The 14,403-nt window shown below is 60.5% G+C and carries 14 protein-coding genes; 4 read left to right on the top strand and 10 right to left on the bottom strand.

Features of this window, described 5'->3' with window-relative positions; translation table 11 throughout:
* Positions 1-42: 42 nt before the first annotated feature.
* Both ACQCSV_RS01740 and ACQCSV_RS01735 read left to right on the top strand, forming a co-directional pair.
* A complete protein-coding gene (locus ACQCSV_RS01740; protein ID WP_354156427.1) occupies positions 43-405 on the top strand; it encodes a cupin domain-containing protein in 363 nt (120 codons plus the stop codon).
* Positions 406-532: 127 nt separating this feature from the next.
* Positions 533-1,558, top strand: a complete 1,026-nt coding sequence (locus ACQCSV_RS01735; protein WP_354156426.1) for an ATP-dependent 6-phosphofructokinase — start codon at positions 533-535, stop codon at positions 1,556-1,558.
* Between the two features lie 98 nt (positions 1,559-1,656).
* Here the strand turns inward: ACQCSV_RS01735 and ACQCSV_RS01730 are convergent, their stop codons facing one another.
* The 5 genes from ACQCSV_RS01730 to ACQCSV_RS01710 all read right to left on the bottom strand — a co-directional run bounded on the left by ACQCSV_RS01730 (position 1,657) and on the right by ACQCSV_RS01710 (position 5,191).
* Complete coding sequence (locus tag ACQCSV_RS01730) at positions 1,657-2,496, bottom strand: Gfo/Idh/MocA family protein (RefSeq protein ID WP_426939055.1); 840 nt, start codon at positions 2,494-2,496, stop codon at positions 1,657-1,659.
* Between the two features lie 848 nt (positions 2,497-3,344).
* Positions 3,345-3,560 (bottom strand): hypothetical protein, encoded by a 216-nt coding sequence (locus tag ACQCSV_RS01725; RefSeq protein WP_354156424.1) that lies wholly within the window; start codon positions 3,558-3,560, stop codon positions 3,345-3,347.
* 230 nt (positions 3,561-3,790) lie between these two features.
* Positions 3,791-4,168 (bottom strand): cupin domain-containing protein, encoded by a 378-nt coding sequence (locus ACQCSV_RS01720; RefSeq protein WP_282331776.1) that lies wholly within the window; start codon positions 4,166-4,168, stop codon positions 3,791-3,793.
* Positions 4,169-4,283: 115 nt separating this feature from the next.
* Complete coding sequence (locus ACQCSV_RS01715; protein WP_354156423.1) at positions 4,284-4,649, bottom strand: cupin domain-containing protein; 366 nt, start codon at positions 4,647-4,649, stop codon at positions 4,284-4,286.
* Between the two features lie 128 nt (positions 4,650-4,777).
* Positions 4,778-5,191 (bottom strand): cupin domain-containing protein, encoded by a 414-nt coding sequence (locus ACQCSV_RS01710; RefSeq protein ID WP_354156422.1) that lies wholly within the window; start codon positions 5,189-5,191, stop codon positions 4,778-4,780.
* A 607-nt stretch (positions 5,192-5,798) separates the two neighbouring features.
* Between ACQCSV_RS01710 and betT the strand changes: the two genes are divergently transcribed.
* The gene (gene betT / locus ACQCSV_RS01705) at positions 5,799-7,898 is read left to right on the top strand and encodes a choline BCCT transporter BetT (protein WP_354162959.1); all 2,100 of its coding nucleotides are present in this window, start codon (positions 5,799-5,801) and stop codon (positions 7,896-7,898) included.
* Between the two features lie 258 nt (positions 7,899-8,156).
* On the opposite strand, the gene ACQCSV_RS01700 is transcribed toward betT, so the two are convergent.
* Positions 8,157-8,663: a TetR family transcriptional regulator gene (locus ACQCSV_RS01700; protein ID WP_426939054.1), complete on the bottom strand. Its 507-nt coding sequence runs from the start codon at positions 8,661-8,663 to the stop codon at positions 8,157-8,159.
* Positions 8,664-8,884: 221 nt separating this feature from the next.
* Between ACQCSV_RS01700 and ACQCSV_RS01695 the strand changes: the two genes are divergently transcribed.
* On the top strand, positions 8,885-9,295 hold the full coding sequence (locus ACQCSV_RS01695; RefSeq protein ID WP_354156419.1) for a cupin domain-containing protein: 411 nt from the start codon (positions 8,885-8,887) through the stop codon (positions 9,293-9,295).
* Between the two features lie 1,548 nt (positions 9,296-10,843).
* On the opposite strand, the gene ACQCSV_RS01690 is transcribed toward ACQCSV_RS01695, so the two are convergent.
* The 4 genes from ACQCSV_RS01690 to ACQCSV_RS01675 all read right to left on the bottom strand — a co-directional run bounded on the left by ACQCSV_RS01690 (position 10,844) and on the right by ACQCSV_RS01675 (position 14,357).
* Positions 10,844-11,566, bottom strand: coding sequence for an HAD-IA family hydrolase (locus ACQCSV_RS01690; RefSeq protein WP_354224780.1), 723 nt, complete (start codon positions 11,564-11,566; stop codon positions 10,844-10,846).
* Between the two features lie 74 nt (positions 11,567-11,640).
* Positions 11,641-12,633 (bottom strand): Gfo/Idh/MocA family protein, encoded by a 993-nt coding sequence (locus ACQCSV_RS01685; RefSeq protein ID WP_426939053.1) that lies wholly within the window; start codon positions 12,631-12,633, stop codon positions 11,641-11,643.
* A gap of 113 nt (positions 12,634-12,746) precedes the next feature.
* Positions 12,747-13,766, bottom strand: coding sequence for a class II fructose-bisphosphate aldolase (fbaA, locus tag ACQCSV_RS01680; protein WP_426939052.1), 1,020 nt, complete (start codon positions 13,764-13,766; stop codon positions 12,747-12,749).
* A gap of 117 nt (positions 13,767-13,883) precedes the next feature.
* A complete protein-coding gene (locus ACQCSV_RS01675; RefSeq protein ID WP_354156487.1) occupies positions 13,884-14,357 on the bottom strand; it encodes a ribose-5-phosphate isomerase in 474 nt (157 codons plus the stop codon).
* Positions 14,358-14,403 lie beyond the last annotated feature (46 nt).

Here is a 14,403-nt window from a genome sequence, read left to right as displayed (position 1 = left end):
CGGAGACGCTACCGGCGGGCAGCAACAGAAAGGTACATCAACATGAGCATCACCTTCCAGCCCAGCGAGCTCTTCGCAGGGGAACTCGACGAATCCCTGCTCGGCGCGCCGTTGGCCGAGGTACTCGGCGACGAGATACCGACGCGAATTGCCATTCCCTTTACCAGCGACGACTCCCGCATCCTCTCCGGAGTCTGGGAAGCCGAGCCAGGCCTCTCCCGGTGGGAGTTCCTTGAGCGCGGTGAGGCGATTCATGTCCTTGAAGGCCGCATGGTGGTCACCGAGGACGGCGCTGAACCGATCACCCTGGAGGCCGGAACAGCCGCTATCTTCCCGATCGGTTGGCAGGGGACGTGGGAGATCCAGGAACGGATCAGGAAGTTCTTTGTGATCTTCACGTCCTAACCGCATTAGCTGTGCCGCGTCAGGCCCGGGGGTATCCCCGGGCCTGACAGATTTTGGCACGTGCCGCACCATCAAAAGGCATTCAGGTGCCCTGCTGTAAACCTTCTCCTATGATTTGAGCCGAAACATGAAAATTGGAATCCTCACCAGCGGTGGCGACTGCCCCGGCTTAAACGCCGTTATCCGCGGCGCCGTCTTGAAGGGCATTACCATCCACGGACACGAATTCGTGGGTTTCCTGGACGGCTGGCGCGGTGTGGTTGAGGGCGACATCATCGATATTCCCCGCACTTTGGTCCGGGGCATCGCGAAGCAGGGCGGAACCATCCTTGGCACCTCCCGCACCAACCCGTTTGAGAACGGCGGCGGGCCCGAGGTCATCAAGGCGCACATGGACCGATTGGGCATCGACGCCATCATCGCCATCGGCGGTGAGGGAACCCTGGCTGCTGCGAAGCGCCTTACCGACGCCGGGTTGAAGATTGTGGGCGTCCCGAAGACCGTGGACAACGACCTTGACGCCACGGATTACACGTTCGGTTTCGACACGGCCGTGCAGATCGCCACCGAGGCCCTCGACCGGCTGCGCACTACCGGCGAATCGCACCACCGGTGCATGATCGTAGAGGTGATGGGCCGTCACGTGGGCTGGATCGCCCTGCACGCCGGCATGGCGGCAGGCGCCCATGCCATTCTCATTCCCGAGCAGAAGGTCAGCATCGAACAGATTGCCCAGTGGGTGAAGGAAGCCCACGCTCGGGGCCGCGCACCACTGGTAGTGGTTGCCGAAGGGTTTGTCCCGGACCATATGGAATCCCCGCACTCCGAGCGTGGCCTGGACAACTTTGGGCGGCCCCGGCTCGGTGGGATCGCGGACCAGCTGGCCCCGGAACTGGAAGCCCGGACCGGCATCGAAACGCGTGCCACCATTCTGGGCCATATCCAGCGCGGCGGCGTGCCGTCAGCCTTCGATCGAGTCCTGGCCACGCGACTGGGCATGGCAGCCGTCGACTCTGTGGTGGAAGGCTTCTGGGGCACCATGGTGGCCCTGAAGGGCACGGAGATCGAGCAGGTGGGCTTCAAGGAAGCCCTGGGCCAGCTAAAGACTGTGCCGCAGAACCGCTACGACGAGGCTGCAGTCCTGTTCGGCTGAGCTGCCCAGGCTGGTCGTACGGCGGCCAGCGGGCCGAGGAAAATCGGTTCGCTGACCGCGGCGATCCTGCCAGCGTCTGAACGGGGCCCGCTCAGACGCTACCTTCTTGCTTTCCTCGCTGCCTGGTCGAGAGCTTCCAACACCCGGGCGTTGTTTGCCGCGTCCGTGAGGTCGTAGCGGAGCGGGGTTCCGTTGAGAACGCTGCCGGCGAAGTGTTCGCCCATCCGGACGAAGTGGTTTCCGCCCTTGATCTTGTGAAAAATCGTGTCCTGCCCGAAGTGATGCTCCTCCAGGACCGAATCCTCCTCCAGCAGCCCGAAAGGATTCTCCAGGTAAAGCCGGCCCCCGGTGCCCGTGATTTCCAAGAAGTTACGGCGCTCGAGGTTCACTCCCGTATCAAAAAGCGCGGTGGCGCCGGCGGGAAAGCGGAGCATGCCCGCAATGCTGGTGTCGATCCGACCGTCGTCGTTGGCGTCACGGTAGTTGCCAAAGGCGGCGACATGAGCCGGCTCCTGCCCCGTGACCATCCGGCTCATGTTGACGCAGTAGCACCCAGCATCGAAAAGTGCGCCGCCGCCGAGCCCTGCATACCAGCGGATGTTGTCGTCCCCGCCCGCATCAAAGGAGTGCGCAACGTGGACAAAGGTCAACGTGCCCACCGCGTTGGCTCCAAGCAACTCCTGCAGCTTTTCGAAACGTGGGTGGAAACGGTACATAAAGCCTTCTAAGACTTTGAGCCCGGTCTCGTCGGCCTTGCGCGCAATCTCCTCGCACTCGACGGCGCTCATCGCCAAAGGCTTCTCACAGAGGACGTGCTTGCCTGCATCCAAGGCTTTAAGAATCCACTCGAGGTGCAACGCATTCGGCAGGGCAATATAGACAGCGTCGATGTCCGGGGAAGCGAGCAGCGCCTCATACGAACCAAACGCATGGGGCACGCCGTGCGATTTTTACTAGCATCCAAATCGCTGTGATTGGGATTAGCGACTGGCAGCCCAAACCCTTCATACCGTATGTGACACCACACGCTTGCAAGGCAACAACCTATCGCCTGAATGTGCTGAGCTCAGAGAACATCATTTGCCACGGCGGTATAAGTTCCTGCACAACAAACGCGAATTTCAGTGTCAATCATCCTGTAAACCCAAACTGGGAGGCACGGACGCTTAGGCGATACGCCATAATTCATTCTGTTCCGGAAAGAGGCATTCCGTTTCTGGCCTGGCAGCTGGTCGACTTCCGGTCCTGAGCGGTAGTGACAGTCATCAGAACACCGCCTCGGTCATGATGCGGCCAGCTGGAGTTCGTAGCCATCCTGAATGTGGAACAGGCGGCGGCCATCAACAGGGTCGTGGACCCAAATGATTTCACCGTCCGCTGTCCGGGCGTCTACTAGTCCGACATACTGTGGGCGCCCGCTGCCGACCAGCTGCACCTTGTCTCCAACTTGGACATCGTCCCAGCCGGACCCTCCCACTCGATTCATCCCTGAAGCCACAATTTTTTCCTTCTTGTTTGTTTAGCCGCATGGACTGACTCCAGCGGACGGCGGGAACCTCTCACTGCAGGAGGTGACGGTGACATTGGTTGTGGCTGTGCCGCCGCAAGTCCCGCTGAGAGCCAAAGTTAAGTCAGCCAGCGTACTCAGGCTGAAACTTGCCTGTTTTGAGTTCGATGACGATGCCTCGAGGGGCGTACGGGACACAGGCTGATCCCGTGCGTGTCCGCTAGGAGGGAGCCGTTGTTGCCGCATGGACCAAACTGGCAGCGAGGCCCGCGACGCCGGTCACCGAGCTGTCTGCTCCCAGGTTTCGCCAAACGGAACCGTGTCGCTGAGTTCAAAGGTGTAGCGGGCAGGATCATGCCGGGTAACCCTAATGCCGGCAGACCCATGGGCCATTGCTGCTTGCCGGAGCATGGCTTCTGCCTCGTTAAGCAACTCGTAAAGTTCCTCAGGCCTATTGACGAGGACTTCCAGGGACTCAGCTGTCTGACGACTCATGGCAGGACTTTCTTGTGATGGGGACCACTATGTTGTGACTATTTTGCACATGAACAGGTGTTCAAGTCAATTGTTTTCTTTGGGTTCTCCAAAGATCTCGTGATGCGCGCCATGGGACGTCCTTGCCCCTGCAGCAGCAGGGTGTTGGCTAGCTGTTGCTGCAGGGGCAAGTGGCGGTTCCAGTGATCTGATTCATTACCGCCTGATAGGGAGGCCTCGAATCGTGTCGCTTAAGACATGGAGCCGTGGGCGGTGAAGAAGCCCAGGCCGTAGTCGGGGGTCTCGAAGGTGATTTCTGCTCCCTTGGGGAAGAAGAGTACGTCGCGCTCCTTGGCGTGGGTCACTTCTCCTGTAGCCCGGTCGGTGAGGATGAATTCACCTTTCACGACAACCTTCATTTCGTCGCAGGTGTACGTGTAGACCAGCGGCTCGGAGGCCTTGAGCTCGAAGAATCCGGAGCTCATGACCGAACCGTTGGGGTGCGTGAGGGAGTCGCCGATGGCGGCATCGACGCCCGGGACGTTCATTGACGGCAGCCCGATGAAGCCGTTTTCCACTTTGTGGATGGATCCGGCCTTGGTGAATGTTCCGAGTGTTGTGGTTTCCATGATCTCTCCTGTGGATAGTGTTATGAAATTCTGACTTGTCTTTGTCAGAACTGTTTATCTTTGCCAGAACCGTCCATCTTTGGATTGGTGCTCTGTTGATAGCTTTTATCTGTGATTAGAAGATCACGTAGAGCTTGCGCAGTGTCTCGTGAAGCTCCCAGTTGCCGCTCCAGCCACGGGGGATGAAGATCGTGTCGCCTGGACCCACGCGCTCGGGCTCCCCGCCGTCGGGCGTGATGGTCATGGAGCCTGAGAGGACGTGCACAAATTCGTTCGTTTCGAGTACCCAGCGGGAGGGTCCTGCAGTGCATTCCCAGATGCCGGATTCGGCACCTTTCCCGTCTTTCCACAGATAGATTCCGCGGGTGTCCATCGTCTGCGGTCCGGTCGCCTCAGGACAGGGTCCCCAATCGTCCAGATCCGTAGCGTTCTTCGCGTCGCTGATGAGGGCTGCGGAGATGGAGGCTTTCTGTTGTGTCATGTGATTTACCTTTCAAAAGTTATGTGACTTTTACTGGTGACGGAGGTTTTTGATTCATTGCGGTCCGGTTTGCGCTGAAGGGTTTCGGCGGCGTCCGGGGCGTCTCGGCATTTAGGGAAATGTCGGGATCAGACTTCGGAGTACCGGAAGGAGTGTGATTCCAAGCCTTCGGGGTTGGGTCCGTAAATGGTGATCATCCGCGCGTAAACGGGCGCCCAGTACCGGCCCAGGCCGCCCGGGTTGACGCGTGCCGAATCGCCCGGCCTCAGGATGACAGTCTTGCCCTGGCTCTCAATATGGAGTTCACCCTCCAGCACGAAAGCGGTTTCACTGTGCGGGTGGAAGTCCTCCCATGCACAGGACTCCAGCGTCCATTCCGAGAGGATAAAGTCGTCCCAGCTGCCTACCGGGTGGGAATTGATAAACCGGCAGCGTAGTCGCCCGTATTCGCCGCCCAAGGCCTCCAAGGGCTTTGCTGCCCAGAAATCCACTGCATTCCCCGTCGTCACTGGCGGGGACTGAATGGTGCCTGCATCATTCATGGCTTCAACCGTTTCAAGAGTCGGAAATCTTCTATTAAGACGTGCCCGGTGAATGTCAGTTACATCGCTTGATTGTGAGGTAGACCACCGTGCTGCGATAGACACTACATGAACAATTGTTCAAGTCAAGCGTTCATGCTAGATCCAGTAAAAATGACTTCGGTCGGGAAACAGGGTCGCGAAATCTTCAGTTGAACCATTGACTTGAACACTCGTTCCTGTCACAGTATGTGGACGACCAGCGTGACTGGCATCACACCAGCCGAACTCAAAGCAGAGCCCGGCTGGCCCTCTGGGAATCAGAGGATGCATGGTTCGCAGCAATCTTCTCCGGGAGCCCTGACCGGGCTTCAGAGGTGATCTTCAGCGCAGTCCCCACACAAGTGATGAACAGTTCTTAGATGAATCTTTCGCAGCATCCTACAAAACGCAGGAAAAAGCATCACGTTATCTGCCCCAGCGGCATCTGCGGGGAACGTTTCCTCTCAGTATTTCGCCGGGCACCCCTGCACCCGGACGTCTATCCGACCGATCAGTAAGAGACCGAGAAAACCACCATGATGTGCTGCGTTCCGCGCGGCGTGAACCACGAATTGGAGTTGGACATTTGAGCATCATTAATATCGATAAAAAACCTGACACCGCGTCCCCCGAACTCACTGAGGAACCCGCGCCCAAGGTCAACTGGCGGGTCTTTATCATCGCGTCAGTCATTATTATTGCTTTCTCTATCTGGGCGATGCTGGTGCCTGCCGGCGCCCAGTCCACCATGAAGACGGTGGTGAGCTGGATCGCGGAGAACGTCGGCTGGTTCTATGTGCTAACTGTCACCGTAGTCATAGGATTTGTCCTGTGGGTGGCGCTGTCCAAGGTTGGTTCGGTCCGGATGGGCCCGGACCACTCCCGTCCGCAATACAAGCTCTTCACCTGGGTGGCCTACCTGTTCGCGGCGGGTGTGGGCATTGACATGCTGTTCTACTCCGTGACCGAACCCATCACCCAGTACATGAATCCACCGGAGGGCGCAGGCCAGACGGCCGAGGCAGCCCACGAAGCCGTAGTCTGGACCATGTTCCACTACGGTGTTGCGGGCTGGGCCATGTACGCCCTCCTTGGCATGGCCATGGGCTACTTCGCCTACCGATGGGGCACTCCGCTGTCCATCCGCGCAGCCCTGTATCCACTGCTCGGCAAGCGCGTCAAGGGCGGCCTAGGCGACACGATCGACGTCATCACCCTCGTGGGCACCGTCTTTGGTGTGGCGACGGCCATGGGGATCGGCGTGGTGCTGCTGAACGTCGGCTTCTCCATCATGTTCGGTCTCGAAGAAGGCCTGGCGCTGCAGATCGCGCTGGTGATTGTCGCCGTCATACTGACCATCGCCGCGTGCACTTCCGGCGTTGACAAAGCGATCCGCTGGGTCGCGGAGCTGAACATCTGGAGCGCCGCAGCGCTTCTGGTGTACATGCTGGTTACCGGCCAGACCTCCTTCCTGCTCAACTCCCTGGTGGAGAACATCGGCCGCTTTGTCTTCACCCTGCCCGAACGCACCCTGCAGACCTTCGCGTACCAGGAAGGCGGCTCGGAATGGATGGGTGGCTGGACCCTGTTCTTCTGGGCATTCTGGCTGGCCTGGGGCCCGTTCGTGGGGCTCTTCCTGGCCCGCATCTCGCGTGGACGTACGCTGCGGGAGTTCGTCATCGCCGCCATCACCTTCCCGGTTCTGTGCGACTTCCTGGTGGTGAGCATCTTCGGTAACAGTGCCCTGCACGAGGTACTGAACGGGAATGAGGCGTTCGCGCAGCTGGCCATTACCAGCCCGCAGGAGGGCTGGTACGCGCTGCTTGGGATGTTCCCCGGAGCGCCTCTTCTGATCGGGCTGGGCACGTTGTCCGGCATGCTGTTCTACCTCACCAGCGCCAACTCCGGCGCCATGATGATGTCCAACTTCTCTTCACACATCACCAATGCGACCCAGGATGGCGCCAAGTGGCTCCGGATCTTCTGGGCCCTGGTTACCGCGATGCTGACCATCGCGATGCTGGTGGCCGGCGGCGTGACCACCATGGAGTACGCCACGCTGATCTTCGGTCTGCCGGTGACGATCATCGCCTGGCTGGTCATGGCCTCCTTCACAAAGGCCTTGCGGATGGAGAAGGCCGATCGTGAGGGCCGGGCGCTGCGGCGGCAATCGATGGCGGTGCACGGCGGTCACGTGGCGGACCGCACCTGGGGCCAGCGGCTGGCACGGGTACGCTCCTACCCGTCCAAGAACGACGTGGCGGCGTTTATTGAAGCCACCGCCAAACCCGCGCTTGCCGAAGCTCTCGAGGAGTTCACGAAACAGGGCCATGAGGCAACCCTGCAAACCCTCCCGAACGAACACACCGGCGTCCCCAGCCATGTGATCGTGGTAACCATCCCGGACCACCGCGACTTCCACTATCAGATACAGGCCGTGGAAGCTTCGGTGCCGAAATTTGGCAGGCATAAGAGCCATGAAACCGATGTCTACTACCGCGTGGAAGTCTTCTCGCAGACCGGTTCGGAGGGCTATGACCTGATGGGCGTGACACCGCAGCAGATCATGGAGGACATACTGATCCGTTACGAGGCCCACCACAGCTTCCTGACCTACTCGAACGAGTACGACCACCCCACCCTCATCACCCAGCCGGCACCGCCGACCACCGGTACCCTCGCATAGGCGGAGCCTGCGGATGAGCTGGCAGCCGGAAATGATGACAGTACGGGTTGAGGCAGTGACTGATTACGCAGTCCCCAATTCAAGGCGGCGCAGGACACGGATGGGGACGTTCGTGATGAAGCCATCCAGTTCCTCAATGGCCACACGCAACGGCAGGTTCGCTCGGTGACGCCGAAATCACTCTGAACATGGTGGGCAACTTTGTTGCCCACCATGTTCGCTCACCAACCGCATCACGTCCACGCCATTTGAGGCCCATTACACCCCGTGCGATGAACACGTCCGAAAGCACGTTCCGGACGGCTCTTCCCGTGCGGGCCGCTCTTTGGTGGGCCAGGACCACAAGGCCTCTAACTGCCCGCCCCTGAACAAGGCTCGTGAATCAGCAGCCTTCGGGCCGGTCAGGTACTGAGTGGCCGCTACGTCGTAGATCATCAAAAAGGCCCTTACAGCGAATATGAGACACCGTTCCCCGCTGCTTTGGGCGGCGGAGGAGAATATATTTCCCAGCTCAACTTCACAGGCAGGATAGATTTTAGTGGCCAACGGGCTGACATCGGCATGGCGTGTGGCCCACAAAATGAGTTCGATTTCAGCATCCAAGAGGTTTTCTTTATTGCTGAAGCAATAATTTGCCATGGCTAAGGGGGCATTAGCCTCTTTGGCGATAGCCCGCATGGTCACGGGCTGAACGCCCTCACGACGCATAAGTTCAATCGTCGCTGCAATCAGCTGTTCTTTTCGTTCTCGTGCGGGTAACCGCATAGCTCACTCTCCAGTCTCCCTTTCGGCCAACCGGCGGAGCTTCCATAAGCCTATCGGGTGACCCAAGAAAGGTTCGCCATCTTCGCGTTGAACCGTTGACTTGAACGCACGTTCATGTCACAGTTTTAACACCAGTGACCTGCGTCACGTTGGTACACGTTCCTCACATTCAACAAGGTATGCCAGAAGTAGATTCCCTATTAAAGAAACGGTGAAAAGATATGGCTACATACACTCCTCAGCTCCCGACAGTGACGACGGGCGAAGCGATCGATTTCTGGCCAGCGAAGTCCCTGGAAGCCATGCAGGACAAATGGCAGGGATTGCGCTGCAGGTTCATAAATTCTCATCCTAAAGGCCCATGGGACGACTTCATACTCTCCGAGTGGGAACTGGACGCATGCGCCTGGGAGGACTTCCACCCCCATTCAGAGACGAACTTTGTACTGGAGGGCGAACTTCATATCCAGAGCGAAGGCGAGACTGTCATCCTGAGGCCGGGAGATTCTGCACGCGTAAATCCCGGACGAGCAGGCCGTTACTGGGCACCCGTCTACGCTCGGATGGTCACCATTTACGGCCCCAACCCCGAAGGCCTGGAGTCACACTCCTTCAAATACGCCGAGCTCTGAGCCCTGATATCTCCACCGCCACCCCTCGATGGCATATCGATGCGAGAAGCGACTGCGGCGAACGTCACGGAACTGGACGATCGGGGTCCTTGCCCTGAAGCGACCGGACAGCAGATGGACACTCGCGAAAGCCATCTGCGGAGGGACGAGAAAGATGCCGAATCAGGCATTTTGGAATGCACCAAGGGCCCCTCCAGCTGGTTCCAGGTCCTGGTCGCACTCTGCGACATTTTCAAGGTCGAGGCCAACGAAATCCCCGCTCAAACAGGACGAGCAAGGGCTGCGACCGCTGCGGGTAGACCACCGGCAAGATCCGGGTCTCCTGTCCAGTCGGACGCACCTGCGGCATCTGCTTCACGAACGCAACCCAGCAATACGATCAATGCCCGCTCTGCGGTGCCGACAGGATGCTTCCGTGCCGGACCGATGCAGGCGAAGACACCTGTCGCGAGTGCGCCAGCATCACGACTGACCTCACCTGTGACAACTGCGGCCGCGAGGCCGAATGACTTGCCCGACCTGCGGCTAAAACGCCTGATCAAGATATTGACCGGGTCCACGCGACCCGAGAGCATCTGCACCGTGGCTGCGCAGCCACGGTGGCCGGTCCGCGGCGCTGCTCAAACAGATCGGTGACCGAGAGATCGAGCTCTCGCACCAAGCTTTCGACGATATTCCCAAGACGTCGGCGGTCGAGCACCTCCGGTCCATCCTCACCCACGACCAGCGGGCCCCCAAAAAGGCCGGCGACACGGACCCCGTCCTGCCCCGCGTGATGGCGGCGTTCCAGTCGTTGCTCGGTCTTGAAGCCCTCTCCAACGCATCCGGCGCCAGGGCTGTGCGCATGGTGGTGGAGAGCTGCCAGCCGACCACGCGGCGGGAGAAAACATCGAGCACGAAGGCCGCGTACACCCATCCGGAAAACGTTCGAATATACGTCTGCGACCCCCAGGCAGTTCGGAGCCGGCGCATTGAACTGCCTCCGGACCAGGTCTGCCAGTCGCTGAGACAAAGGACCTGGCACGGTCGTGCGGGGTCGCTTGGCTTGACGCACGCCTTGGAGCCCGGACCGGCGCATCAGCCGTTCCACGGGGCAGCGAGCCACCTTGTGGCTGGCACGATTGCGACCTGCGTATACTTTCCTGGCCGCGTAGACACTGTAATTTTCGCTGTGCACCTAGGATGATCGCCTCCGGCTTCACAGCGTCGCTGACGGCCCGTTTGTACACGGGGCGTGCCTAGGCTCCGGAGTAAGCGGAGTGGGCGGTCGAGCTCCGCCGCGAAGAAAGCCGACGCTGATCTCCGGAGCGCGTTCGCCCGCCGCAACTCAGCTAACCTCGCGCTCCAACTCTGCCAACCGGGTGGCGTTATCGGTGGTGGTGCCGGGACGCACGCCCTGATCGATCACTTCCCTCCGGACCCAGCCGCGGATCGTGTCGGCCGGCTGCGCACCGATACGAGTGCAGGCCCCTCTCCGGTCAGCAGGATTCTTCTGGGCGTCCATCACGAGCCGGACGTCAGGCTGGCGTGTACCTAATATTTGTTTGTTTACTGGATTTCGAGGCCGGCACAGGTCCAGCCCACGGACCGCAGATCAGGTACTGCGGCGTCCGGCTGATGTTCGCCGAAGCCACGGCTACCGACGCCAAGGACGTGTCCCACCCGAGCCGCACGCGCCGCGCGAATGCCGGCGGGGGCGTCTTCCACCACGACGCACTGATCTGCCGGCACGCCAATACGTTGTGCTGCGGCCAGATAGCCTTCTGGGTGCGGTTTGCCGTGTCTGACGTCGCCGGCCGTTACCAGTACCTCGGGCGCGGTGAGCCCGGCGGCCGACAGGCGGGCGTGGGCCAGGTCGCGTGACGCGGAGGTCACTGTAGCCCACCGGCCAGCGGGTATTGCTGCCAGGAGCTCGGCGGCGCCGGGGATCGCGGTGGCGGTAGCTGCGTCTTCAATTTCCAGTGCGTCGATCAGCTCCACGGCGGCTGGGCGCTTCGACGGGGAGACGAATTGTGCGACGGTATCGACCGATCGTCGTCCGTAAACGGTAGGGAGGACTTCTTCTGGGTCCAGGTTCATCTCGTGCGCCCATCGGGTCCAGGAACGCACAACGGCGGTGTCCGAATCGACGAGCACCCCGTCGCAGTCAAACAGGACGGCCGTGCAGCGCAGGAGAGTCACGGTGCGGGCCCCGCCCGTTGTGCTGCGCAGCTCCGGCGTGTGCTCGTCAACGGGCCGGTCAAGCCGTGCGAAGCGGTCATGAGACGCCATAGGGTGTCCTTTGCTAACTGGGGTTCCTACGTAGGTCGCGGGAGTTGAGTCTGTGGTGCGCTTGCTGCTCTGGGTCACGCCTCCTCTTGCTTCCTCGCTGCCTGGTCGAGAGCTTCCAACACCCGGGCGTTGTTTGCCGCGTCCGTGAGGTCGTAGCGGAGCGGGGTTCCGTTGAGAACGCTGCCGGCGAAGTGTTCGCCCATCCGGACGAAGTGGTTTCCGCCCTTGATCTTGTGAAAAATCGTGTCCTGCCCGAAGTGATGCTCCTCCAGGACCGAATCCTCCTCCAGCAGCCCGAAAGGATTCTCCAGGTAAAGCCGGCCCCCGGTGCCCGTGATTTCCAAGAAGTTACGGCGCTCGAGGTTCACTCCCGTATCAAAAAGCGCGGTGGCGCCGGCGGGAAAGCGGAGCATGCCCGCAATGCTGGTGTCGATCCGACCGTCGTCGTTGGCGTCACGGTAGTTGCCAAAGGCGGCGACATGAGCCGGCTCCTGCCCCGTGACCATCCGGCTCATGTTGACGCAGTAGCACCCAGCATCGAAAAGTGCGCCGCCGCCGAGCCCTGCATACCAGCGGATGTTGTCGTCCCCGCCCGCATCAAAGGAGTGCGCAACGTGGACAAAGGTCAACGTGCCCACCGCGTTGGCTCCAAGCAACTCCTGCAGCTTTTCGAAACGTGGGTGGAAACGGTACATAAAGCCTTCTAAGACTTTGAGCCCGGTCTCGTCGGCCTTGCGCGCAATCTCCTCGCACTCGACGGCGCTCATCGCCAAAGGCTTCTCACAGAGGACGTGCTTGCCTGCATCCAAGGCTTTAAGAATCCACTCGAGGTGCAACGCATTCGGCAGGGCAATATAGACAGCGTCGATGTCCGGGGAAGCGAGCAGCGCCTCATACGAACCAAACGCCTGGGGCACGCCGTGCTTATCGGCGTACTCCCTGGCCTTTTCCTCGGTACGGGACGCAATACCTACGACTTCACTGTTTTTTGTTTCTTGCAGCGCCGGAATGGTCTTGCGGACGACGCGTGCGGTGCCCAGGACACCCCAACGCAATTTCTCGCTCATTGAATACTCCTTTTCAGGCTCTCTGCCCCGGAAGTGCGGCTTCATGCCCGATCGCAGTTTAGTGGGTTCGGATCGTACTGAAGTGAGGGATCTTGGCTCCCAGCCCTCTTGGGCTAGAACGTCTTGCCGAGGGAGCCGAGCTGGCGGGCGGCTTCGACGAGGCGGGCAGCCATGCCGGCCTCGGCTGAGGCGCCCCAGACGCGGGGGTCATAGGTCTTCTTGTTGCCCATTTCGCCGTCGATCTTCAGCACGCCGTCGTAGTTGGCGAGCATGTGCCCGGCCACCGGACGGGTGAACGCGTACTGGGTATCGGTGTCGACGTTCATCTTGATCACGCCGTATGAGACCGCGTCAGCGATTTCCTGATCGGAAGAGCCCGAACCGCCGTGGAACACGAGGTCGAACGGGTTCTCCTTACCGATCTTGGCGCCCACCTCGGCCTGGATCTGCTTGAGCAGCTCCGGGCGCAGCTTCACGCCGCCGGGCTTGTACACACCGTGGACGTTGCCGAACGTCAGCGCCGTCAGGTAACGGCCGTTCTCGCCCGCACCCAGGGCTTCGATGGTCGCCAGGGCGTCTTCGGTGGTGGTGTACAGCTTCTCGTTGATCTCGTTCTCCACCCCGTCTTCCTCGCCACCGACGGTACCGATTTCGACCTCGAGGATGATCTTGGCGGCGGCGGCACGCGCCAGCAGTTCGCGGGCGATGCGCAGGTTGTCCTCGAGGGCCTCGTGCGAGCCGTCCCACATGTGCGAGTTGAAGATCGGGTTGCGGCCGGCCTTGACCTCGGCCTCGGAAGCGGCCAGCAGCGGCAGGACAAAGCTGTCCAGCTTGTCCTTGGGGCAGTGGTCGGTGTGGAGCGCGATGTTGACGTTGTAGTTCTTGGCCACTTCGCGGGCAAAGGCGGCGAAGCCGAGCGAACCGGCAACCATGTCCTTCACCGATGCGCCGGACCAGTACGCTGCGCCACCGGTGGAAACCTGGATAATGCCATCGGACTCAGCCTCGGCGAACCCGCGAATGGCCGCATTCAGGGTCTGCGACGACGTCACATTGACCGCCGGAAACGCAAAACCTCCGGCCTTGGCACGATCGATCATCTCGGAGTAAATCTCTGGCGTTGCAATGGGCATGGTGACTCCTCAAGTGGATTTTGTTTTTGGTCGCGCCTGCCACAAGCACGTGCCAAACAGTCCCAAGGCCCCGCGCAGTCCTTCGAAAGGATTGCGCGGGGCCTCGGTGAAATGAAGCTACTCGGCAACCTCGCCGGTGGATTCGTAGGTGGCGATCTTGCCGATGCGGCGTTCGTGGCGCTCGGCGTTGCTGAAGGGTTCTGCCAGGAACGCTTTGATCAGTTCGGTGGCTTCCTGAACGGTGTGCTGGCGGCCACCCACTGCCACAACGTTGGCGTTGTTGTGTTCGCGGGCCAGTTTCGCTGTATCGAGGTTCCATGCCAGGGCCGCGCGCACGCCTTTGACCTTGTTCGCCGCGATCTGTTCACCGTTGCCCGAGCCGCCCAGCACAATCCCGAGGGCGTCAACGCCGGCGGCCTGATCGGCCACAACGGCTGCTGCTGCATTAATACAGAACGACGGGTAATCGTCCTCGGCGTCGTAGGCCGCTGGCCCGTGGTCTACCATCTCGTAGCCGCTGGCTGACAGTGCGGTGATGAGGTGAGAGCTAAGCTCCATACCGGCGTGGTCGGTTGCGATGTGAACGCGCATGAGGGTCCTTCAGACTGGTGGGGTGCGGTGTTGTTGTTGTGCGGCG

The sequence above is a fragment of the Pseudarthrobacter sp. S3 genome (assembly GCF_050156905.1).
GTDB lineage: Bacteria > Actinomycetota > Actinomycetes > Actinomycetales > Micrococcaceae > Arthrobacter.
Note: the sequence above shows the minus strand (reverse complement) of the source record. Positions and strands in the feature narration are given on the sequence as shown.

Bases quoted from the DNA above. Each gene is read 5' to 3' on its own strand.
- ACQCSV_RS01740 (WP_354156427.1), top strand. From the start codon at position 43: ATGAGCATCACCTTCCAGCCCAGCGAGCTCTTCGCAGGGGAACTCGAC.
- ACQCSV_RS01735 (WP_354156426.1), top strand. From the start codon at position 533: ATGAAAATTGGAATCCTCACCAGCGGTGGCGACTGCCCCGGCTTAAAC.
- ACQCSV_RS01725 (WP_354156424.1), bottom strand. From the start codon at position 3,560: ATGAGTCGTCAGACAGCTGAGTCCCTGGAAGTCCTCGTCAATAGGCCT.
- ACQCSV_RS01720 (WP_282331776.1), bottom strand. From the start codon at position 4,168: ATGGAAACCACAACACTCGGAACATTCACCAAGGCCGGATCCATCCAC.
- ACQCSV_RS01715 (WP_354156423.1), bottom strand. From the start codon at position 4,649: ATGACACAACAGAAAGCCTCCATCTCCGCAGCCCTCATCAGCGACGCG.
- ACQCSV_RS01710 (WP_354156422.1), bottom strand. From the start codon at position 5,191: ATGAATGATGCAGGCACCATTCAGTCCCCGCCAGTGACGACGGGGAAT.
- ACQCSV_RS01700 (WP_426939054.1), bottom strand. From the start codon at position 8,663: ATGCGGTTACCCGCACGAGAACGAAAAGAACAGCTGATTGCAGCGACG.
- ACQCSV_RS01695 (WP_354156419.1), top strand. From the start codon at position 8,885: ATGGCTACATACACTCCTCAGCTCCCGACAGTGACGACGGGCGAAGCG.
- ACQCSV_RS01690 (WP_354224780.1), bottom strand. From the start codon at position 11,566: ATGGCGTCTCATGACCGCTTCGCACGGCTTGACCGGCCCGTTGACGAG.
- ACQCSV_RS01685 (WP_426939053.1), bottom strand. From the start codon at position 12,633: ATGAGCGAGAAATTGCGTTGGGGTGTCCTGGGCACCGCACGCGTCGTC.
- fbaA (WP_426939052.1), bottom strand. From the start codon at position 13,766: ATGCCCATTGCAACGCCAGAGATTTACTCCGAGATGATCGATCGTGCC.
- ACQCSV_RS01675 (WP_354156487.1), bottom strand. From the start codon at position 14,357: ATGCGCGTTCACATCGCAACCGACCACGCCGGTATGGAGCTTAGCTCT.